16 protein-coding genes and 4 pseudogenes are annotated in these 20,902 nt (G+C 71.4%); 10 read left to right on the plus strand and 10 right to left on the minus strand.

The features are described 5' to 3' along the window. Window positions 1-324: AAA family ATPase (locus tag SSQG_RS11305; protein ID WP_039932397.1), on the plus strand; the 324-nt coding region annotated here is incomplete at its 5' end. Further along, window positions 321-1,145 (plus strand): ECF transporter S component, encoded by an 825-nt coding sequence (locus tag SSQG_RS11310; protein ID WP_003989886.1) that lies wholly within the window; start codon window positions 321-323, stop codon window positions 1,143-1,145. The genes SSQG_RS11305 and SSQG_RS11310, both read left to right, overlap by 4 nt. Before the next feature lie 205 nt (window positions 1,146-1,350). Here SSQG_RS11310 and SSQG_RS11315 read toward each other — a convergent pair whose 3' ends face one another. Further along, window positions 1,351-2,586 (minus strand): cytochrome P450, encoded by a 1,236-nt coding sequence (locus SSQG_RS11315; protein WP_003989887.1) that lies wholly within the window; start codon window positions 2,584-2,586, stop codon window positions 1,351-1,353. A gap of 217 nt (window positions 2,587-2,803) precedes the next feature. On the opposite strand from SSQG_RS11315, the gene SSQG_RS11320 reads away from it, so the two are divergent. Further along, window positions 2,804-3,973: a steroid 3-ketoacyl-CoA thiolase gene (locus tag SSQG_RS11320; RefSeq protein ID WP_003989888.1), complete on the plus strand. Its 1,170-nt coding sequence runs from the start codon at window positions 2,804-2,806 to the stop codon at window positions 3,971-3,973. Between the two features lie 95 nt (window positions 3,974-4,068). Here SSQG_RS11320 and SSQG_RS43970 read toward each other — a convergent pair whose 3' ends face one another. Then, window positions 4,069-4,494: a peptidoglycan-binding domain-containing protein gene (locus SSQG_RS43970; protein ID WP_425314990.1), complete on the minus strand. Its 426-nt coding sequence runs from the start codon at window positions 4,492-4,494 to the stop codon at window positions 4,069-4,071. A 206-nt stretch (window positions 4,495-4,700) separates the two neighbouring features. Here SSQG_RS43970 and SSQG_RS42585 point away from each other — a divergent pair. Further along, window positions 4,701-4,823 (plus strand): annotated as a pseudogene (locus SSQG_RS42585) (short-chain dehydrogenase); the annotation flags it as partial. A 161-nt stretch (window positions 4,824-4,984) separates the two neighbouring features. Here SSQG_RS42585 and SSQG_RS11330 read toward each other — a convergent pair. The 3 genes from SSQG_RS11330 to SSQG_RS11340 form a co-directional block, all read right to left on the minus strand. Continuing rightward, window positions 4,985-6,112, minus strand: coding sequence for a glycosyltransferase family 4 protein (locus tag SSQG_RS11330; protein WP_039932402.1), 1,128 nt, complete (start codon window positions 6,110-6,112; stop codon window positions 4,985-4,987). A 215-nt stretch (window positions 6,113-6,327) separates the two neighbouring features. Further along, window positions 6,328-7,824 carry an NHL repeat-containing protein gene (locus SSQG_RS11335; protein ID WP_003989891.1) on the minus strand — a complete coding sequence of 499 codons (1,497 nt, stop codon included), beginning with the start codon at window positions 7,822-7,824 and terminating at the stop codon, window positions 6,328-6,330. 472 nt (window positions 7,825-8,296) lie between these two features. Next, on the minus strand, window positions 8,297-10,339 hold the full coding sequence (locus tag SSQG_RS11340) for a bifunctional glycosyltransferase 87/phosphatase PAP2 family protein (protein ID WP_052310261.1): 2,043 nt from the start codon (window positions 10,337-10,339) through the stop codon (window positions 8,297-8,299). Between the two features lie 291 nt (window positions 10,340-10,630). Here SSQG_RS11340 and proP point away from each other — a divergent pair, with 291 nt between their 5' ends. Next, window positions 10,631-12,001: a glycine betaine/L-proline transporter ProP gene (gene proP, locus SSQG_RS11345; RefSeq protein WP_003989893.1), complete on the plus strand. Its 1,371-nt coding sequence runs from the start codon at window positions 10,631-10,633 to the stop codon at window positions 11,999-12,001. A 105-nt stretch (window positions 12,002-12,106) separates the two neighbouring features. Beyond that, window positions 12,107-12,778 (plus strand): O-methyltransferase, encoded by a 672-nt coding sequence (locus SSQG_RS11350; RefSeq protein ID WP_003989894.1) that lies wholly within the window; start codon window positions 12,107-12,109, stop codon window positions 12,776-12,778. A 127-nt stretch (window positions 12,779-12,905) separates the two neighbouring features. Here SSQG_RS11350 and SSQG_RS11355 read toward each other — a convergent pair whose 3' ends face one another. Further along, on the minus strand, window positions 12,906-13,298 hold the full coding sequence (locus tag SSQG_RS11355; protein WP_039932403.1) for an FHA domain-containing protein: 393 nt from the start codon (window positions 13,296-13,298) through the stop codon (window positions 12,906-12,908). Between the two features lie 89 nt (window positions 13,299-13,387). Between SSQG_RS11355 and SSQG_RS11360 the strand changes: the two genes are divergently transcribed. Further along, window positions 13,388-13,825 carry a DUF1992 domain-containing protein gene (locus tag SSQG_RS11360; RefSeq protein WP_003989896.1) on the plus strand — a complete coding sequence of 146 codons (438 nt, stop codon included), beginning with the start codon at window positions 13,388-13,390 and terminating at the stop codon, window positions 13,823-13,825. On the opposite strand, the gene SSQG_RS39010 is transcribed toward SSQG_RS11360, so the two are convergent. Together SSQG_RS39010 and SSQG_RS11370 are read right to left on the minus strand one after the other, a co-directional pair. After that, complete coding sequence (locus tag SSQG_RS39010; protein ID WP_003989897.1) at window positions 13,814-14,404, minus strand: hypothetical protein; 591 nt, start codon at window positions 14,402-14,404, stop codon at window positions 13,814-13,816. The two genes, SSQG_RS11360 and SSQG_RS39010, sit on opposite strands and share 12 nt — an antisense overlap. 3 nt (window positions 14,405-14,407) lie before the next feature. Further along, window positions 14,408-15,121, minus strand: coding sequence for a hypothetical protein (locus tag SSQG_RS11370; RefSeq protein ID WP_039932405.1), 714 nt, complete (start codon window positions 15,119-15,121; stop codon window positions 14,408-14,410). Window positions 15,122-15,289: 168 nt separating this feature from the next. Between SSQG_RS11370 and SSQG_RS39015 the strand changes: the two are divergent. After that, window positions 15,290-15,775: pseudogene (locus tag SSQG_RS39015) on the plus strand (GNAT family N-acetyltransferase); the annotation flags it as partial. Here SSQG_RS39015 and SSQG_RS11375 read toward each other — a convergent pair. After that, window positions 15,712-17,866: pseudogene (locus SSQG_RS11375) on the minus strand (MFS transporter). The pseudogenes SSQG_RS39015 and SSQG_RS11375 overlap by 64 nt on opposite strands. Window positions 17,867-18,783: 917 nt before the next feature. Between SSQG_RS11375 and SSQG_RS11380 the strand changes: the two are divergent. Both SSQG_RS11380 and cpt read left to right on the plus strand, forming a co-directional pair. Next, window positions 18,784-19,611, plus strand: a complete 828-nt coding sequence (locus SSQG_RS11380) for a peptidoglycan-binding protein (RefSeq protein ID WP_052310262.1) — start codon at window positions 18,784-18,786, stop codon at window positions 19,609-19,611. Window positions 19,612-19,637: 26 nt separating this feature from the next. Beyond that, a complete protein-coding gene (gene cpt, locus SSQG_RS11385) occupies window positions 19,638-20,177 on the plus strand; it encodes a chloramphenicol phosphotransferase CPT (protein WP_003989902.1) in 540 nt (179 codons plus the stop codon). Between the two features lie 30 nt (window positions 20,178-20,207). Here cpt and SSQG_RS11390 read toward each other — a convergent pair. After that, window positions 20,208-20,868 (minus strand): annotated as a pseudogene (locus tag SSQG_RS11390) (HAD-IA family hydrolase). Window positions 20,869-20,902: the final 34 nt, after the last annotated feature.

Below are 20,902 nucleotides of genomic sequence, written 5' to 3' on the forward strand. Positions count from 1 at the left end.
CTGCTCTTGCTGGACGAACCGACCCGTGGCCTGGACTACGCGGCGAAGGCCCGCCTGGTGACCGTGCTGCGCGATCTCGCCGCCGAGGGGCACGCCATCGTGCTGGCCACGCACGACGTGGAGCTGGCGGCCGAGATCGCCGACCGGGTGGTGCTCCTGGCCGACGGGGAGGTGATCGCCGACGGTCCGACGGCGGACATCGTGGTCTCATCCCCGTCCTTCGCCCCGCAGGTCACCAAGATCCTGGCCCCGCAGCACTGGCTCACGGTCTCCCAGGTCCGCGCGGCGCTGCAGCCGGATCCTCGTCCCCTGGCCGGCTCGTGAACTCCCAGAAGCAGGCCCGGGCCGTCCGTCTCGGCCCCCGCTCGCTCGCCGCCCTGGTCCTCGTCAGCGCGGTGGGTGTCGTCGGCTTCGGCTGGCCGTTCCTGGCCCCACCCGGCTCGCGGCTCGGCGCCCACGCGCAGGACGCGCCCTGGCTCTTCGCGGGTCTGCTGGTGCTGCTCGTGGCGGTGGTGGCCGCGGCGATCTCGGAGTCCGGTCTCGGCCCGAAGGCGGTGGCGATGCTCGGTGTGCTGGCCGCCACGGGGGCGGCGCTGCGGCCGATCGGCGCCGGTACCGCCGGTGTCGAGCCGATGTTCTTCCTGATGGTGCTGAGCGGGCGGGTCCTCGGGCCGGGCTTCGGGTTCGTCCTCGGCTCGGTGACGATGTTCGCGTCCGCGCTGCTCACGGGCGGGGTGGGCCCGTGGATGCCGTTCCAGATGCTGGCGATGGGCTGGTTCGCGATGGGCGCGGGCCTGCTGCCCGGCCCGGACCGGCTGCGCGGCCGTGCGGAACTCGTCATGCTCGCGGCCTACGGCTTCCTCGCCGCGTTCGTCTACGGCACGGTGATGAACATGGCGGGCTGGCCCTTCATGAGCGCCCTCGCCTCCACCGTGGCCTTCGACCCGCAGGCGGCGGTCGCCACGAACCTGGCCCGTTTCCTCGCGTACTGCCTGGCCACCTCGCTCGGCTGGGACCTGGGCCGGGCCGTCGTCACGGTGGTGCTGACGCTGCTCGTCGGCCCGGCCGTGCTCAGGGCGCTGCGGCGGGCCACGCGCCGGGCGGCCTTCGAGACGCCGGTCACGTTCGAGGCGCCCCGGCAGTGAGGCCCCCCACATGACCCACGTCACGTACGAAGCGAGGTCGTAGGAAAAAGTCCCCGGTCACCCGGGCGAAGCAGCGCCCGACATGCGGCCCGGCCTAGTAAAGGGGGCCTTTGCGGCCACGGGCCGGGCCCTGTTTCTCTGGTCGGCAAGGCGGCGGCCCCCCGATCCCCGGGGCCGCCGCCTTTCCCCTGTCCGGCCCGGTACGTCAGCCCGTACTCACCCGGAGTTCCTTCACGCCGTTGATCCACGCCGACCGCAGCCGGCGCGGGTCCTCGACCAGCCGCAGACCCGGCATGGCGTCGGCGACGGCGTTGAAGATGAGGTCGATCTCCAGCACGGCGAGGGACTTCCCCAGGCAGTAGTGCGGGCCGCCCCCGCCGAAACCCAGGTGCGGGTTGGGGTCGCGGGTGACGTCGAAGCCGTCGGGCTCGTCGAACACCTCGGGGTCGTGGTTGGCGGAGGCGTAGAACAGCCCGACCCGGTCGCCCGCGCGGATCCGCTTGCCGCCGAGCTCCGTGTCCTCGGTGGCGGTGCGCTGGAAGGCGGCGACCGGGGTCGCCCAGCGCACGATCTCCTCGGCCGCCGTCGCCGGGCGCTCCCTCTTGTACAGCTCCCACTGCCCGGGGTGGGTGAGGAAGGCGTGCATGCCGTGGGTGATGGCGTTGCGGGTGGTCTCGTTGCCCGCGACGGCCAGCATCAGCACGAAGAAGCCGAACTCGTCGGAGTTGAGGTTGCCCTCGTCCTCCGCCGCCACGAGCTGCGTGACGATGTCGTGGGCCGGGCACTGCTTACGGTCGGCGGCCATGTTCATCGCGTAGGCGATGATCTCCGTGGCCGACTCGGCGCCGACCTCCTCCGTGATGGCGTACTCGGGGTCGTCGTACGCGATCATCTTGTTGGACCAGTCGAAGATCTTGTCCCGGTCCTCCTGCGGGACGCCGATCAGTTCGGCGATCGCCTGGAGCGGCAGTTCACAGGCCACCTGGGTGACGAAGTCGAACGGCTCGGTGTGCGCGCGGGCCTTCTCGACGATGGCGTGGGCCCGGTTCCGCAGCCTCTCCTCCAGCGCCCGGATCGCCCGGGGCGTGAACCCGCGCTGCACGATCTGCCGCACCCGCGTGTGCTCCGGCGGGTCCATGTTGAGCAGGATGAACCGCTGGGCGTCGATGGCGTCGCGCTCGATGTGCTCGTTGAAGCGGATGATCGCCGTGTTGAGGTACGACGAGAACAGCTCCGGGTGCGTGGACACGTACTTGACGTCGGCATGCCGGGTGACCGCCCAGTACCCCTCGTCCTGGAAGCCGGCGAGACCGGCCGGCTGCGGCACCCAGCAGACCGGCTCCACCCGGCGCAGCTCGGCGAACTCCGGCAGGGGCACGCGGTGGTGCAGCAGATCCGGGTCGGTGAAGTCGAACCCGTCGGGCAGCGCGGGACAGGGCATGGGCGGCTCCCACCACTCGTACCGACTCTGAGTCTGACGGCCCATCAGCTGTGCGGAGTTGCGGTGACGGTAGTAACGGGTTCTACAAGTAGCAAGAGGCACGAGCCCCCCAATTGCCCGCACGACCCTTGCGGTCGACGAGCAGCCCTCAGCACACTGCTGACAGAACTAGAACGCGTACTAGTTCCGCTGAGCCTCCCGGAGAGGACCCGCACCCATGGCTGCCGAACCCGTGATCGTCGAAGCCGTACGCACCCCCATCGGCAAGCGCGGCGGCGCGCTCGCCAACCTGCACCCCGCCTACCTGCTGGGCGAGACGTACCGCGAACTCCTCGGCCGCACCGGCATCCCCGCCGACTGCGTCGAGCAGATCGTCGGCGGCACGGTCACACACGCCGGCGAGCAGTCCATGAACCCCGCCCGCACGGCCTGGCTCACGATGGGGCTCCCCTGTGAGACGGCCGCGACGACCGTCGACGCGCAGTGCGGGTCCTCGCAGCAGGCCTCGCACATGGTGGCCAACATGGTCGCGGCGGGCGTGATCGACGTCGGCATCTCGTGCGGGGTGGAGTCGATGTCGCGGGTGCCGCTCGGGTCCGGCTCGAAGCACGGGCCGGGCAAGCCGTTCCCCGACGAGTGGAACGTGGACCTGCCGAACCAGTTCGAGGCGGCCGAGCGCATCGCCCGCCACCGGGGTCTCACTCGGGAGAACGTCGACGCGCTGGGTCTCGCCTCCCAGGAGCGGGCCGCCCACGCGTGGGCGGAGGAGCGTTTCAAACGAGAGACCTTCGCCGTACAGGTCCCGACGACCGAGGAGGAGCAGCACGCCGGACAGGGCATGTGGCGCCTGGTCGACCGGGACGAGGGCCTGCGCGACACGACGGCGGAAGCCCTGGCGTCCCTGAAGCCGATCATGCCGACGGCGGTGCACACGGCCGGCAACTCGTCGCAGATCTCCGACGGGGCGGCGGCGATCATGTGGGCGTCGAAGCGGATGACCAGGGCCCTGAAGCTGAGGCCCCGGGCCCGGATCGTCGCCCAGGCGCTGGTCGGTTCCGACCCTCACTTCCACCTCGACGGCCCGATCGACGCGACCAGGGCGGTCCTGGGCAAAGCCGGGATGTCCCTGAAGGACATCGACCTGGTGGAGATCAACGAGGCGTTCGCGTCGGTCGTCCTGAGCTGGGCGCAGGTCTTCGAGCAGGACCTGTCGAAGGTGAACGTCAACGGCGGCGCGATCGCACTCGGGCACCCGGTGGGAGCGACCGGGGCCCGGCTCATCACGACGGCGCTTCATGAACTGGAGCGCACGGACAAGGAGTTCGCGCTGATCACCATGTGCGCGGGGGGCGCTTTGGCCACCGGCACGATCATTCAGCGGCTGTAGTCGTCGTCCAGTCGACGAAGGTGCTGAACGCGGCGGGATCGAGCGGGAGCATATGCCGCGCAGGCTGCTCGGCTCGGTGAGACGGCTGTGCCCTGTCAGCAGAAGGGCGCACCTGGCGCGTTGGCCCAGAAGGAAAGGAACGACCAGGTCTGGGCTCCGATACGGCCGTCGACGACGATGTGGGCGCACCGTTGGAAGGCCTTTGTCGCGGATTGCGTGACTGGGCCAAAATCTCCGTCCTCGTCGAGGCCGGCGCCGATCGCTTGATTCATGTAGCACTGGGCTTGCTGGACTGCCGCCCCGGATGACCCCACGCTAAGGCTGGGTCGACTAGCGGTGTAGTTGCATACGTCGACCGGTCGTTGAGTCACCAGGGTTGTTGGACGATTCAATGTGTGTGCGGCCTGGGCGCTGGTCACCGCAGAGTGCGCGGAAGAGCCGTGTGATGCCGCTACAGCTGGTGCTCCCGCGAGGGAAATTGGAAGAGCCAGTGCCGCTACGGCGGTGAGCACACGTCGCATCTCGATCACCTCCAGAAAGGGGGTCCTTTTCTCATCGTCCGTGGCTCTTACCGGGGCTGCATCTCGAGGAGGGGTACGTCTCTGAGTGAACAGTCCTGCTGAGCTCGCGCGACCTCCTATGTGAAGGCTGCTGCGTTGCGCGCGGCCCACTCGGCGAAGGTGCGGGGCGGGCGGCCGAGGACCTGCTCGACATCGGGACTCACCCTGGTCACAGCGGCCCCCAAACCGTCACCGAGGGCACGGACGCGATCGTCGCTCTCGCCACCGAGGGCCCCGGCGCCGGCAGCGGCCGCTTCGTCTCCCGCCATGGCGAGATCGCCTGGTCCTGACACCGGCCGCGCCCTGGAGGCCGGCACCGGGCCAGGTGTGCGGCCGCCCCGCGGCGTGGGCCCGGAACGTCGGGGGGGAGCGACTCGTCATCTGGGTACGGGTTTTCGTGCCGCGGCGTGTTCGCTCTCGGCCGCGGCGCCGGTGGCGGCTCGGGCGTCTATCAGGGACACACGTGTTTTTCGCCTCCCGAGTCCGCGACACCGGCTCCAGGACTGCGGCCCAACTCACCGGCGCTGCGGCCCATCTCACCGGCATCGATGAGCGTGCCGATGGCGCGCCTGCGCAAGCCGTTCCGCCGGCTGGTCTCGTTCAGGGATTCAACGGCGTCGCACCAGATGTCGAGGTCGGGAGCCGCACTCAGTTCGATGGAGCGGGCCTTGGCCCGGCGGGAGGCCCGGGCCCAGTTGCCCGGGTCCCGCAGGAACGTCAGGGCCTCGGTCCACGCGTTGAGGTCGTCTCGGTAGGCGAAGATCCCGGCTTCGCCCAGGGACTCGACGAGCCCGGGCGTGGGATGGGCGATCACCGGGATGCCCGAGGCGAACGCCTCCACCGCCACCCGTCCCCATGACTCGTACAAGCTCGGCATGAGTATCACGCGCGCCCTGCTGTAGACGTGTTCGCGCATCATCTGTCCCGGCACCCCGTCGACAACTTCACAGTTGGGCAGCCGTGGTGGCGGCATGACTTGCTGCCCGTAGGCGCCGCGGACACCGAGGAACCTCCATTCCGGCGTCCACGCGGCGATCTGCCAGAAGATGTCGCCGCCTTTGTCGGCGTTCAGGTTGACCAGGGTCGCGCAGTCACCCGGTGTGGTGTGGTACTCCTCGGCGATCACGGGAGGGCGGACGACGATCGTGCGCCGGGGCAGAAACTCGGGAGGGTACCGCGCGTAGAAGATCTCGCCGTCCCGTCGGATCCACTCGCTGTTGTAGACCACGAGATCGGCACCCGCCGCGTTGTGGAAGCTCGTGGCGAAATTGTCGTGGCAGATCACGACCACGGGTATCCGGCGGGCTCGGGCAAGTCCCGACACGAGGGGGACATTCTCGAAATGGGACAGGAGTACGTCTGCCCTTTGGACCTCGGCGGCGAAGTCCGCGCCCTCCTGATAGGGCACGACCCGTACTCCGTCGATGTCATAACTCTTCTGCATGCTTCCGGGATGCGACAGCCAGACCGTCACCCGGTGGCCGCGCTCGCTCAAGGGACGAAGCATCGAGTGGAGCATCCACTCGGATCCCGCGTTGTGGGCCGGGGGATATCCGTACACCCGGGCCATGATGGACATGCTCCGCGACCTGGCCGGTGTGGCCGGAGCGGGCCTGTGGGGGCGAGACGCCACCGTATCCACCTGTAGGTACTCCCTTTGTTGAGGACAAGACGGCACTGCACCGGCGCGACGCCCTCGAACACCCTGCCCGCGCGGGTCCGCAGGACGCGGGCCGCGGACCCCGCGGGCAGGCTGTCTCTCGTGGTGTCACTTCGGCGGGGAGACCCCGGCGGTCACGCCGGGGGCGGCTCCTCGACGCGGATGGTCGTGGAGTCCGAGAGCCGGTCGCCGATGCGGAACGTCAGCCTGGTGTCTCCCAGCCGGGCACCGGCGGGGGCTTTCACCGCGACCCATACGGCGGACACCGAATCCCTTCCCGACAGGGCCAGGTCGACATTGTCGAAGGTGAGGCTCTGCCCGTCGGGCGACACGGTCCCGTAGTAGGAACGCGAGGTCCCGGCGGCGGGCAGTACGGTCAGCGTGTACCGGGGTTCGCCCACGAACTGCAGACCCACTCCCGCGGGGAGATCCACACGGACGTTCTGCGGAGCGATCGTGCCGTCGTCCTCGGCGCGTACTTGCACACCCGGGTAGCCGGTGTTGCCGGCACGTTCCAGCCTCACATCCGGCGGCCCCCCGGGTGCCACCGAGAACCGGGCGGTGGACGCGACATCACTCACCTTCCGCACCCGATAGTTGGAGGCGTCGGCGATGAAGAGACCGCCGCCGGAATCCACCGCGACCCCTACGGGAGAGTTGAGCTGGACACCGATGGCCGGCCCACCATCGCCGTTGAAACCGGCAGTGCCGATCCCCGCGACCGTGGTGATCTGCCGGGTCGCCGCATCCACCCTCCGCACCCGATGGTTGGAGGTGTCGGCGATGAAGACGTTGCCGCCGGAATCCACCGCGACAGTGTGGGGAGCGTTGAGCTGGGCGTTGACGGCCGGCTGGTTGTCGCCGTTGAAGCCGGCGATGCCGGTCCCCGCGACCGTGGTGATCTGCCGGGTCGCCGCGTCCACCCTCCGCACCCGATGGTTGGCGTAGTCGCCGATGAAGAGGTTGCCGCCCGCATCCGCCGCGACACCAACGGGACCGTAGAGCTGGGCGTTGACCGCCGACTGGTTGTCGCCGTTGAAGCCGGCGGTGCCGGTCCCCGCGACCGTGGTGATCTGCCGGGTCGCCGCATCCACCCTCCGCACCCGCTGGTTGTTGAAGTCGGTGATGAAGAGGTTGCCGCCCGCATCCACCGCGACACCGATGGGACTGTTGAGCTGGGCGTTGACGGCCGGCTGATTGTCGCCGTTGAAGCCGGCGATGCCGGTCCCCGCGACCGTGGTGATCTGCCGGGTCGCCGCGTCCACCCTCCGCACCCGATGGTTGTTGCAGTCGGCGATGAAGAGGTTGCCGCCCGCATCCACCGCGACACCACGGGGATAGTGGAGTCGGGAATAGACGGCCGGCTGGTTGTCGCCGTTGAAGCCGGCGGTGCCGTTACCCGCGACCGTGGTGATCTGCTGGGTCGCCGCGTCCACCCTCCGCACCCGATGGTTGCTGTAGTCGGAGAAGAAGAGGTTTCCGCTGGAATCCACCGCGACTTTGCGGGGATAGTTGAGTTGGGCGCAGACGGCCGGCCCATAGTCGCTGCTAAAACCAGCGGTGCCGTTACCCGCGACAATGTAGATGGCGGGTTCACGCGTGACGACACGCATGGTTTCGAGACCGGTCACAGCATTTGTCCTTTCTCTCCGGACAGCAGGGACTCCCCCAGCACAGACCGGCTGTGCGAAGGGCGAACTGGAAGAAATGCGGTATGGAATCGCCGGGCACGGGCATCTGGTTCAATATCCGGTTCACATGCCCGGATCAGAGCCTGCTGTTACCCCAAAGAGCGGGCTATCGGCTGCGCTATGACGCTCTCACTCATGCGCACACCTCCCACTGCCCGCGTCACAGATGACTGCGAAAACGTTCGAATATGCAGTCTTTATCGTGCTCGGAAAGACTGCCCGATTCCTGGCCTCTGCAAAAGAGGAATCCGTCTGTACGAATACCGTTCCTGCCACACGGACAGCCCGCCGAGCCGGCATCAACTGACGGCATCTGTCACACGCAGACCGCGCGAGTTCCGCGTCACGCTCCCAGGCGCCCCACAGCACAGCCTCATCTCCTCCGCCACGGAGGAGATCCCACGCCGAGGACTCACGATGGCCGGAAGCCGCTCGTGCAGGACGGACGCAGGACAGGGGCAGGCCGTGCGACCGTCGCCCGCGGCCCCGTCAGCACGTACACGAGCCCGAAGCCCACCCCGACGGCGACGGCCCCGCCCACCGCGTCGAGCACCCAGTGATTGCCCGTCGCCACGATCGAGCAGCCGGTGAGCAGCGGGTGCAGCACTCCCAGGGTCTTCACCCACCACCGGCGCGCCAGGACGGCGATCACGATGCCGCACCACAGCGCCCAGCCGAAGTGCAGGGACGGCATGGCCGCGTACTGGTTGGTCAGGTGGGTGAGGGTGCCGTAGTCGGGCTGGGAGAAGTCCTGGACGCCGTGGACGGTGTCGATGAAGCCGAGTCCGGGCATCAGGCGCGGCGGGGCCAGGGGGTAGAGCCAGAAGCCGGCCAGGGCGAGCAGGGTGGCGAAGCCGAGGGCGGAGCGGGCCCAGCGGTAGTCGGCCGGGCGGCGCCCGTACAGGACGGCGAGGACGGCCAGCGGGACGACGAAGTGGAACGACACGTAGTAGTGGTCGAGGAACTCCCGTAGCCAGGCGGTCCCGGCGACCAGATGGTTGGCCCAGCGCTCGACGTCGATGCGCAGGGCCCGTTCCAGGCCCAGGATCTGCCGGCCGTGCTCCTCGGCCCCGGCCCGGCCGGAGGAGTTGCTGCCGCCGGTGGCGGCGAGCCGGATCTCGGAGTAGGCGGCGTAGGCGACCCGGAGGAGGAGCAGCTCCAGGAGGAGGTTGGGCCGGTTGAGGGCCCTGCGCAGGTACGGCACCAGCGGCACGTGGCGGAGTCGGGCCGGGACGGCGGGGGCGTACTGGGCCGGCAGGGGCGACCGGTAGTACGGCGAGGCGCGGGAGAGGAACGGCACGGCCACGGCGGCGGCGACGGCGGCCAGCAGGACGAGGTTGTCGCGCAGCGGGTCCAGTGACGACATCTCGGGCAGCAGCATGCCGGCCGGCAGGGTCATGACCAGGACGACGGCGACCGGCCACACGTACCGGTCGCAGGCCCGTCGGCCGGCCCGGCCGACGACCGCGAGCAGCAGCCACAGCAGCTGGTGCTGCCAGGCCGTGGGCGAGACGACGATCGCGGCGCAGCCGGTGATGGCGACGGCCAGGAGGAGCTGGCCGTCGTCGAAGCAGCGCACGGCGCGGCGCAGGGCCAGGACGGCGACGACCGTGCCGAGCGTGAGGAAGAGCGCGACCTCCAGGGTGCCGTTCAGGCCGAGCCGCAGCAGGGCGCCGTGCAGGGACTGGTTGCCGAGGCCGTCGGCCCGGCCGCCGAGGCCGACGCCGGCCAGGTGGTGGACCCAGTAGGTGTGGGAGTCGTGCGGCATCGCGGCCCAGGCGAGCGCGGTGCCGGCGGCGAAGGTGACGCCGGTGGCGAGGGCGGCGCGTCGGCGGCCGGTGAACCACAGCAGGGGCGCGAAGAGCAGCAGGGTGGGCTGGAGCGCGGCGGCGACGCCGATGAGCAGGCCGCTGGTGCGCTGACCGTGGACGACGAAGCAGCCGAGCAGGACGAGCAGGACCGGGACGATGCTGGTCTGGCCGAGCCACAGGGCGTTGCGCACCGGCAGGGACAGCATGAGCAGGCCGATGGCGACGGGCGCGGCCAGCAGGGCGGTGCGGCGTCCGACGGGCGGGGGCAACGCGCGGGCGGCGATCAGGCCGAGGGCGACGACCAGCAGCAGCGTGCCGAAGGTCCAGCCCCAGCCGAGGGCCTGTTCGGCCGAACGGGTGAGGGGTTTGAGGACGAGCCCGCTGAAGGGGGTGCCGGTGAAGCGGGTGGAGTCGTAGAGGGAGCCGTTCACGTGCAGCACGCCGTTCGGCCCGACCCAGGTCTCCAGGTCCGTCAGCCGCTTCCCGCGGGGGGAGCCGAGGACGACGGCCATCTGCCGTGCGGCGAGGGCGGCGACGGCCAGCCACAGCCCGAGGCAGACCACACGCAGACGTGCGCGGGCTCCGCCGACGGCAGTCGCTCCGAGGACTTCCGTCGGCCGTCCGCTGCGCTCCGCATTCGTCACACCCCGTTGACCTTCTACCCGATATGACCCCCTTCGTCCGGTTGACGATAGTGCGCGAGGCGTGCGGCTGCCTCCCGTGAACGCGAGAAGGATCACATCAAGATCATGCGGGAACCGTTCCCGGCCGGGCAGACGTGCCTGCACAACCGGCATTTAGATGCAGCCTGCAACGAAAGGCATACCGCCCGTGAACGGGCATTCTCCGCCTATCGTCGCTTTTTCGGCCCGTACGACAGCGCCGCCGCGCGGACCGCGTCCCTGTCCCCGTCGAAAGGTAGGCGAGCGAATCTTGTGACTGCCTCAGTCATCGCTCCTACGTCCCTGATCAAGAGCCGCACCGCGAAGGCCCCCGACACCACCGTCACCGATCCCGCGCTCGTCAAGCGCGCCGTGAAGGCGGCGGCGCTGGGCAACGCGATGGAATGGTTCGACTTCGGCGTCTACAGCTACATCGCGGTCACGCTGGGCAAGGTCTTCTTCCCCTCGGGCAACCCCACCGCCCAGCTGCTGTCCACGTTCGGCGCCTTCGCCGCGGCCTTCCTGGTCCGCCCCCTCGGCGGCATGGTCTTCGGCCCGCTCGGCGACCGCGTCGGCCGCCAGAAGGTCCTCGCCCTGACCATGATCATGATGGCCGCGGGCACCTTCGCGATCGGTCTGATCCCGTCGTACGCGACGATCGGTGTCGGCGCGCCGATCCTGCTCCTGGTGGCCCGGCTCGTGCAGGGCTTCTCCACCGGCGGTGAGTACGCGGGCGCCTCCACGTTCATCGCCGAGTACGCCCCCGACAAGCGGCGCGGCTTCCTCGGCAGCTGGCTGGAGTTCGGCACGCTGGCCGGCTACATCGGCGGCGCGGGCCTGGTCACGATCATGACCGCCCTGCTCTCCGCCGACGACCTGACCTCCTGGGGCTGGCGCATCCCGTTCCTGATCGCGGGCCCGATGGGCATCATCGGCCTCTACCTGCGCATGCGCCTGGAGGAGACCCCGGCGTTCGCGGCCGAGGCGGAGAAGGCCGAGAACAACCGCCCCAAGACGCCGCTGCGCGAGATGGTCACCGGCCAGTGGCGCGCGCTGCTGCTCTGCGTCGGCCTGGTGCTGGTCTTCAACGTCACCGACTACATGCTGCTGTCGTACATGCCGAGCTACCTGACCGGTCAGCTCCACTACGACGAGACGCACGGTCTGCTCGTCGTCCTCGGCGTGATGGCGCTGATGATGATCGCCCAGCCGTTCGTCGGCGCGCTGACCGACCGGGTCGGCCGCCGCCCGGTGATCGCCACCGGCTGCGCGGGCTTCCTGCTGCTGTCCGTCCCGGCCCTGCTGCTGATCCGCCAGGGCAGCCTGCTCGCCGTCGGACTCGGGATGGGCGCCCTCGGCATGTTGCTGGTGTGCTTCACGGCGGCGATGCCCTCGGCCCTGCCCGCGCTGTTCCCGACGAACGTGCGCTACGGCTCCCTGTCCATCGGCTTCAACGTCTCCGTGTCCCTCTTCGGCGGTACGACGCCGCTGGTGGTCACCGCTCTGATCGGCGCGACCGGGAACATGATGATGCCCGCCTACTACATGATGGCGGCGGCCGTGATCGGCGGTTTCGCGGTGTGGCGCATGGCGGAGTCGGCGGGTCGTCCGCTGCCGGGGTCGGCACCCTCCGTGGAGCGGTGAGACACGCCGGGTGAAAACCCGGCTGACAGTCGACGCGCGCACCAACTATCTTCGTCGGCGCCACTGGTTAGGGAAGCTAACTATGCGTACGAAAGGTACAGGTGCATGAGCGAGTCGCACGTCTGGGACGAGGTCGACGCCTACTTCACCGCTCACCTCGCCCCGGACGACGAAGCCCTGGCGGCAGCCCTGCGTGACAGCGACGCCGCCGGGCTTCCGCACATCAACGTCGCGGGCAACCAGGGCAAGCTCCTGCAGCTCCTGGCCCAGATCCAGGGCGCCCGCCACATCCTGGAGATCGGCACGCTCGGCGGCTACAGCACCATCTGGCTGGCCCGTGCCCTGCCCGCCGACGGGCGGCTGGTCTCCCTGGAGTACGACCCCCGGCACGCCGAGGTCGCCGTCCGCAACATCGCCCGCGCCGGCCTCGACGAGCTCGTGGAGGTGCGGGTGGGACCGGCCCTGGAGTCGCTGCCCAAGCTGGCGGACGAGAACCCGCCGCCGTTCGACCTGGTCTTCATCGACGCCGACAAGGTCAACAACCCGCACTACGTGGAGTGGGCCCTGAAGCTCACCAGCACGGGCAGTCTGATCGTCCTCGACAACGTCGTACGAGGCGGCCGGGTCCTGGACGCGGACAGCACCGCCCCGGACGTGACGGGCACCCGCACCGCGATCGAACTGATCGCCGGCCATCCGAGGCTGAGCGGCACGGCGATCCAGACGGTCGGCATGAAGGGCTACGACGGCTTCGCGCTGGCGCGCGTACTGGCGTGATCCCCGGCGGACACGCCAGCAGGCCTTCCGCGCCAGGCCGTCGCACCACAGACCACCGCGCCGCGGGTCACCGCGCCGCGGGCGGTCGCGCGGAAGGCCGGGGCGGTCACGCCGAAGGCCCGGGGGGTCACGCCTCGTGGAAGAAGCCCACGTTGACGCTGCGCGGGGCGGTGCGGTCCTGGATGATGACCTCGCCGCTGCCGCCCCTGGGCAGCGGGACGGTGCCGCCGTAGGCCAGGGGCTGGGCGTACTCCCCGACCGTCAGCCGGACTTCGGAGGACGGGTCGGGCTGGGAGCCACGCAGCCAGGTCAGCTGCCAGGTCCCGTCGGGGCCGCACAGGAACTCCAGGTGGACGCGGGAGACGAACAGCCAGTCGTCCGGCGTCGTGAGCCGGCACACCGACTTGTCGCGGCCCACCCGCAGCACGGCGCCCGGCTCGCTGGGCGCGTCGGCCATGAGCATGCCGGCCGTGGCACCCTCCTCCGCCGCGGACACGGCGGCCATGGTGAGTTCGAGCACGTGCGCTCCTCCTGAGACGTCCCAATAGGTCTGCGAAGCCCGCCGCATGATAGAACGCCCGGCCGCGCGGTGTCCGGCACAATGGCCTCATGACCGAGCGAAAGCCACCTGGCGTCGACTTCGAGTCCTGGGTCGACCGGCAGATCCGCGACGCGGAGGCACGCGGGGAGTTCGAACGGTTGCCGGGAGCGGGCGAGCCGCTCCCGCGCGACGTGGAGAGCACGTACGACGAACTGTGGTGGGTCAAGCGGAAGATGGCCCGCGAGGGCTTCTCCGTGCTCCCGCCGGCGCTGGCGTTGCGCAAGGAGGCGGAGGACGCGCTCGAGGCCGCGTACGCGGCCCCTTCCGAGCGGATCGTCAGGAAGATCATCGGCGAGGTCAACGACAAGATCCGCGAGATGATGTTCAAGCCGCCGCCCGGCCCCCCGCTGGGAAAGAAGCCGTACGACGTCGAGGACGTCGTACGGCAGTGGCGGGAGCGCCGGGCGGCGCAGCAGCCGGGTGGTTCGCCCCGGTCAGACGTGTAGCAGTCGTTCCGCCAGTTCCCGGTAGTCCTTCAGGGCCAGCCGCAGCTGCTCGGTGTCGGCGCTCGACACGGGCTTGCCCTCGCCGCTCTCGACGGACTGCCAGGAGTGGCGCAGGGTGCGGCGGCGCTTCGTCACGGCCTCGGTGAAGCGGGCCGCGATCTCCTCCAGCACGTGGTCGGCCTCCTCGACGGCGGCCCGGGGCCCGTCGACGAACCCGGCGACGGCGTGCTGCAACTGCGAGCCGAGCTTGTCGGACTCGTCGTGGGCGAGGAGGTGGGAGCCGGAGGCGCCCGTCTTGTGGGTGCCGGTGAGGTCTCCCGCGTGGGTGCCGGTCCCCGCGCCGGTGGCGCCCTCCGGGCCGGTGCCGTAGGAGTCGCCGCGGGGCGCTTCCGTACCGTGCAGGTCCGTGGCGTGCACGTCCGTGCCGTGCCTGCCGGTGCGGTCCGTGTCCACGCCACGGTCCGTGCGCGGTGCCGTCGTGCCGTGGCCGGTGCCCAGGGCGGTCTCGCCGCGGGCGTCAGGGGCGGTGGGGTCGCCGGCGACGGAGGGGTCGCCGGGCTGGCGGGTCATGTCGGACATGGCTCAACTCTCCTTCGCCTGACGTCGGTGGAGCGCCCACGGCATGTGCCCGCCGCGGGCGGACGGGGCCTCGCGGCCGCCGTTCAGTCCGGCACGGTGCCGTCCGCTGTCCTCGCGTCCGCCCTCGTGCCGTGCGCCGGTGTGGCCTCCGCCGTCGTGGCGGGCCGGCCGGACCAGCTCCTCGAACAGGGCGCGGGCCGCCACCATGGCCTCGCGCATGTCTTCCGTACCGGTGCCGCCGTCCCGGGCGTCCTCCGCCCGCAGATGCGCGGCACGGTGGACGCGCCGGTAGCCGTCGACGTGGTGGGCGTGGTGCACGGACAGCGCGGCGAGCTGCTCCTCGTACTGCCCGCCGTCCGGGAAGCCCCGGGCGCCGGCCAGCTCGGCGAGCAGCCGGTCCGCCTCGGCGACCGCCTCCCGCGGCGAGTCGACGAACCGCTCCTGGGCGGCCGTCCAGCGCGCCTCGTACCGCTCGCGCTGCGCCGGCTCCAACGCCCGTTCGCGCAGGTCGCCGTGGCGGTGCACACGCTCGGTGAGTTCACGCTCGGCGGCCTTGGCGTCGCCGTCGTGCCGGGCGACGGCCCGGTCGTACTCGGGTCCGAAGCGCCGCTTGAGGCTCGGGCCACGCCGAGGCCCTCGGGCGCGCAGGGTCATGGCGGCCGCGATGATGACGACCGCCGCGATCACGATCAGAGCAATGATCAGGCCAGTGGACATGAATGCCTTCCGGGTTCTCGGCCCAACCGGCTCTCCTCGCGAGCCGGTTCGCCGATCGGGTAGCCCGGAAGCCCGCCCCCAAACGGCACCCTCGGCCTGCCCACGCCCGAACACCCCCTGGTTTATCCGGTTGCGGGCGAGGTAGGGCGGCCGCCGAGAATGCCGGACATGACCTGGACCGTGACCCCGGAGCCGTACGACTCCCCCGTCGCCGCCGCCCTCTGGCGGGCCTACTACACGGAGGTCAGCGACCGCTGGTACCTGCTGCACGAGGGGCGCCGGACCGACCCGGACGAGCTGGAGCGGGAGATCGCCGCCCGGCCGGGCACCGATCTCGCGCCGCCGCGCGGGCAGCTGCTGGTCGCCCGGTACGGCGGTGAGCCGGCCGGCACCGCCGGGGTGCGGCTGCGGGAGGGCTCGACCGGCGAGCTCACGCGGGTGTTCCTGCGCGAGGCGCTGCGCGGCAGGGGCGGCGCCGCGCTGCTGGTCCGGGCCGCCGAGGACGCCGCCCGGGCCCTCGGCGCCACCCGGATGGTCCTCGACACCCGCGGTGACCTCGTAGAGGCCCGTGCCCTCTACGCCCGCCTCGGCTACACGGAGACCGAGCCGTACAACGACGACCCGTACGCCGAGCACTGGTTCGCCCAACACCTGGGCCGGAACCCGGGCGCCCTCACCCCAAAGGTTCCCGGGGGCGGTTCGTGCGGACGCTCCTGCCTCGATCCGCACAGTTCCGCCGCTGAGCTCGTGGACGAGCTGCACCAGGTCGGTGGGCCGGTCGGGCCCCCACCAGTCGCCGAGCAGCTCGGCGAGCGACGCCTCACGGGCCTGCGCCAGCCGCTCGGCGACCTCGCGCCCCTGGCCGGTCAGGACCAATTCGCCCCCTCCGCGTTCGACGAGCCGCCGTTCCTCCACCTGGCGTACGGCGTCCATGATCACGCCGAGCGGGACGGGCATGCGGTCGGCCAGCACGCCGGGCTCCACCGCGCCGTGCCACCGGATCCGCAGCAGCAGCCAGCCGGCCGCGGGCAGCAGGTCGTAGCCCGCCCTCGCGATGATCTGCTGATAGATCTCGCGCCGTCCCGCGCGGGTGCCGAGCACCGACAGCGCGCGGCACACCTCGTCGTAGGAGGACCGCTCCACGGGGTTGCTGGCCAGGGTCTCGGTGCCGTCGGGCGCGGTGACCGAGGCGCGCAGCCGGTCCTCCTTCAGGAACCAGGCCAGCACGAAGCCGAGGAGCGCGACCGGGGCGGCGTACAGGAAGACGTCCGTGATGGAGACGGCGTAGGCGTGCAGGGCGGGCGGGCGCAGGTCGGGCGGCAGGGCGGCGATGCCGCGCGGGTCGGCCTCCAGCGCGTCCACGGAGGCTCCGGGCGGGAGCCGCGCGCCCCGGAAGGCGTCCGTGAGCTGGTCGCCGAGCCGGCCGGCGAAGATCGTGCCGAAGACGGCGACGCCGAACGAGGCGCCGATGGAGCGGAAGAAGGTCGCGCCGGAGGTGGCGACGCCCAGGTCCTCGTACGGGACGGCGTTCTGCACGATGAGCACGAGGACCTGCATCACCAGGCCGAGACCGAGTCCGAAGACGAAGAAGAAGCAGCTCAGCTCGATGCCGGGACTGTGTTCGTCGATCTGGTGCAGCAGGAGCAGACCGAGGGTGGTGACGCCGGTGCCGGCGACCGGGAACACCTTCCAGCGGCCGGTCCGGCTGACGATCTGCCCGGAGACCGTCGAGGCCAGCAGCAGGCCCAGCACCATGGGCAGCATGTGCACACCGGACATGGTGGGGCTGACGCCCTGCACGATCTGGAGGAAGGTCGGCAGGTAGGTCATCGCGCCGAACATGGCGAGGCCGATGACGAAACTGATCACGACGGAGAGCGTGAAGGTGCGGACGCGGAAGAGCGTCAGCGGCAGGACGGGTTCGGCCGCCCGGCGCTCGACGACCACGAAGGCGACGGCGAGGACGACGCCCAGGACCGCGAGCGTGACGATCTGCGCGGACCCCCACCCCCAGGTGGTCCCCCCGAGGGAGGCGACGAGCACCAGGCAGGTGGCGACGGCGGCGATGAGGAAGGTGCCGAGGTAGTCGATGACGTGCCGCTGGGTCCGGCGCGGGATGTGCAGCGCGGTCGCGATCACGGCGAGCGCGACGATGCCGACGGGCAGGTTGACGTAGAACACCCAACGCCAGCTCAGATGCTGGGTGAGCACTCCGCCGAGCAGCGGCCCGAGCACACTGGTCGCTCCGAAGACGGCCCCGAACAGCCCTTGGTAGCGCCCTCGTTCACGCGGCGGGACGAGGTCGCCGACGATCGCCATGGACAGCACGATCAACCCGCCGCCGCCGAGCCCCTGCACGGCCCGGAAGGCGATCAGCTGGGCCATGTCCTGCGCGGTGCCGCACAGCGCGGAGCCGGCCAGGAAGATCACGATCGCCGTCTGGAACAGCCTCTTGCGCCCGTACTGGTCGCCGAGCTTGCCCCACAGCGGGGTCGCGGCGGTCGCGGCCAGCAGGTACGCGGTGACCACCCAGGACAGGTGCTCCATGCCGCCGAGGTCGCTGACGATGGTGGGCAGCGCGGTCGACACGATGGTCTGGTCGAGGGCGGCGAGCAGCAGGCCGAGGAGCAGGGCGCCGATGGAGACCAGCACGTTCCCGGAGACCCGCTCCTGAGCGGGAATGCCCTGGTCCGGCGGTGTGGCGGCGCGCGCGTCCTCGGCCTCGAAGACCTCGTCCCCTGCCATGCGTCCTCCCAGGGCTGATGTGACGTTTTCCATCGTGACCGGTGTGACCCGCTATGGCCTGCCGAGCCCCTTTGGAAGCAGTCGTTCCGGGGGCTCGCCGGCCGCACTGTGGAGAAGATCTGGATAATCTCTGGAGTTCGCGAGGGGAGGGAGTGACGCGTGGACCAGCCGAACGGCCACCCGTGCCCGGAGTGCGGCGCGCCCAGACGCCCGGACAACACCCCTTCCTGCGCCTGCACCCACCGCGCCGCTGAGGCCCTCCGCGACGCCCGTACGGCCCAGGCAGCGGCGGCGGAGGACTTCGACCCCCTGCGCATCCGGCCGTACGTCGAACTCGACCCGAAGACAGGGCCCGAGCGGGCTACGGCGGACGGGACCGCGCCGCGACACCCCGCCGGGGGCGACCCGGCCGTCTCCGCGCACGAGCAGCCCCCGGGCTCCGGCCGTCCGGCAAGCCCGGCGCCCGAAGACGCCACGCGCCGCACTCGGGTGGACGGCCGGCCCGCACCTCGGCGGGCGGAGCCCTCCCACGCAGGGCGGACCGCCGGAGACTCAGCGGGCCCCTCCGGCGGCGACGGCCTCACGTCGACACCCGAAGGCTCCCAGCCGCCTCCTCGGCCGGACGCCCCGGCCGCACACCCGCGGGGACCCGAGCGGTCGCTGTCGGCGCAGGGCGGGGCCACGCCGCCGCTGCACGTACGGACCTCGCCCGGCGAGGGTTCCGCCCGAGCGGCCGAAGGCGCCCCGCACCCGTCCCACCCGAACGGGCCCCGCCACACCCCCGTATGCAAAGGCCCGCGCGCAGACGGTCCGGCCGGACCCCGAAGCCGACCCCCAGCAGACCGTTCGCGAACCCTGCCGACGCCTTCCGCGCCGAGGGCGCCGCCGCTCCGCCGCCCTCCCCCGCCGACACGACCATGCCCCTGCGCCCTGTCGACCCGGATGCCACCACCGCGCTGCCGACCGCGCAGGACACCACAGTGCTGCCGGTCTCCCCGGACACCACCGTGCTGCCGACGCCCCTGACGTCCGCCGCGAGCGAGCCCAGCGTGACGGACCTGCGGCTCTTCGACGGGACGTCCGGGGAGGGCGTCCCGGGGGCGGCCGAGCCCGACGGCGGGCCCCGTCGACGGCGTCGTGGCGTGCTGCTCGCCGCTGCCGCCGCGGCCTGTGTCGCGGTCGTGGCGGCGGCCGGTTACGCGAGCGGACTGTTCGCCTACGAGGCGCCGTCGCGGGACACCGCGCTGCCGGACGACATCCGGGCGAGCGTGCCGGACGGCCCGTCGAGCAGCGCGGCGTCCACACCGGCCGAGCGGAGCGCCCCGGGCACTGAGTCCGCACCCGCGGCACCGCCGCCGTCGCCGTCGGCCACCAGCAGCCCGTCCGCCTCCCCGTCGCCGTCCACGCCGAGCGCCTCACCGAGCCCGTCGCGGTCGGCCATCCCCTCGGCGCCGCAGACGTCCGCCACACCGACCGGCCCCGGGCAGGCACCCCCGGACAACTCCCGCCAGAACGGCGGCCCCACCACCCTGCGGCTCGGCGACCGCGGCCCGGAGGTCACCGAACTCCAGCTCCGCCTGCGCCAGTTGTCCCTCTACGTCGAGGACGACGACGGCACCTACGACGAAGGGCTGGAGGACGCCGTCCGCACCTACCAGTGGTCCCGCGGCATCCAGGACGACGACCTCGGCGTCTACGGCCGGGGGACCCGGACCAGGCTGGAGTCGGAAACCAAGGAGCCGTAGGCCGCCCGAAGCCGTACGGTGGCGCGATGACCACTCAGGTGATCGTCCTCAACGGCGGTTCGAGCTCGGGCAAGTCGGGGATCGTACGGTGCCTGCAACAGGTGCTGCCGGACCCGTGGCCGGCCTTCGGCGTCGACTCGTTCGTCGAGGCCCTGCCCGCGAGGATGCACGGCTCGGACGAGGGCATCACCTTCGCCGCGGACGGCGGCGTGCGCGTGGGGGCGGAGTTCCGCGCGCTGGACGCGGCCTGGACCGAGGGCATCGCGGCGATGGCCCGCGCCGGCGCCAGGGTCGTCGTCGACGACGTCTTCCTCGGCGGACCGGCGTCGCGACAGCGCTGGGAGAAGGCTCTGGTGGGGCTCGACCTGCTGTGGGTCGGCGTCAGATGCGACAGCGCGGTCGCCGCCGGGCGTGAGATCGCACGGGGCGACCGGGCCCGGGGCATGGCCGCGTCACAGGCGCACCTGGTGCACGAGGGCCTGCGCTACGACCTGGAAGTGGACACGACCCACACCGAGTCCCTGGAGTGCGCGCGCGTCATCGCCGAGCGCGTCGGCCGGGGCTGACCGGCCTCGGACCACGGATGCGGGCGGCCGTCACCCCACGTGCAGGCGGACCGTCCCGTCCCCCACGGCCTCCACGCGCACCTTTCGTGAGGTCCGCCACGACCACGTCGGGCTCGTGGGCCGCGGCGCGCGGCCCGACGCCGACGACCGTCATCCCGGCGGCGCGCCCCGCCGCGATCCCGGCTCCGGAGTCCTCGAACACCACGCAGTCCGCGGGTGCCACACCCAGCTCGGCGGCCCCCTTCAGAAAGCCCTCTGGGTCGGGCTTGCTCGCCCCGACGGACTCCGCGGTAACCCGCACCTCGGGCTGCTCCAGCCCGGCGGCGGCCATCCGCGCCGTCGACAGGGCGACGTCGGCGGAGGTCACGAGCGCGTGCGGCAGTCCCCGCAGCGAGGCCAGGAACTCCGGCGCCCCGGGAATCGCGACGACACCCTCGGTGTCGGCCGTCTCCTCGGCCAGCATCCTGGCGTTGTCGGCGTGGTTCTGCTCCATGGGACGGCCGGGCAGCAGCAGCGCCATCGAGGCGTATCCCTGCCTGCCGTGGACGACCTTCATGACCTCGTCGCCGTCCAGCCCGTGCCGCTCGGCCCAGCGCCGCCAGACGCGTTCGACCGAGGCGTCGGAGTTGACGAGGGTGCCGTCCATGTCCAGCAGGAGGGCGCGGGCGGTGAGCACGGCGGTGGCCGTCATCGGCAGCTCCAAGGCTCAGGGCGGGAGAGGCGCG

It is taken from the genome of Streptomyces viridochromogenes DSM 40736, assembly GCF_000158955.1.
Classification (GTDB): Bacteria; Actinomycetota; Actinomycetes; order Streptomycetales; family Streptomycetaceae; genus Streptomyces; species Streptomyces venetus.

Coding starts and splice junctions, on each gene's coding strand:
- SSQG_RS11315 (WP_003989887.1), bottom strand. CDS start 2,586: ATGCCCTGTCCCGCGCTGCCCGACGGGTTCGACTTCACCGACCCGGAT.
- SSQG_RS11320 (WP_003989888.1), top strand. CDS start 2,804: ATGGCTGCCGAACCCGTGATCGTCGAAGCCGTACGCACCCCCATCGGC.
- SSQG_RS43970 (WP_425314990.1), bottom strand. CDS start 4,494: ATGCGACGTGTGCTCACCGCCGTAGCGGCACTGGCTCTTCCAATTTCC.
- SSQG_RS11330 (WP_039932402.1), bottom strand. CDS start 6,112: ATGTCCATCATGGCCCGGGTGTACGGATATCCCCCGGCCCACAACGCG.
- SSQG_RS11350 (WP_003989894.1), top strand. CDS start 12,107: ATGAGCGAGTCGCACGTCTGGGACGAGGTCGACGCCTACTTCACCGCT.
- SSQG_RS11360 (WP_003989896.1), top strand. CDS start 13,388: ATGACCGAGCGAAAGCCACCTGGCGTCGACTTCGAGTCCTGGGTCGAC.
- SSQG_RS39010 (WP_003989897.1), bottom strand. CDS start 14,404: ATGTCCGACATGACCCGCCAGCCCGGCGACCCCTCCGTCGCCGGCGAC.
- SSQG_RS11370 (WP_039932405.1), bottom strand. CDS start 15,121: ATGTCCACTGGCCTGATCATTGCTCTGATCGTGATCGCGGCGGTCGTC.
- SSQG_RS11380 (WP_052310262.1), top strand. CDS start 18,784: ATGCCCCTGCGCCCTGTCGACCCGGATGCCACCACCGCGCTGCCGACC.
- cpt (WP_003989902.1), top strand. CDS start 19,638: ATGACCACTCAGGTGATCGTCCTCAACGGCGGTTCGAGCTCGGGCAAG.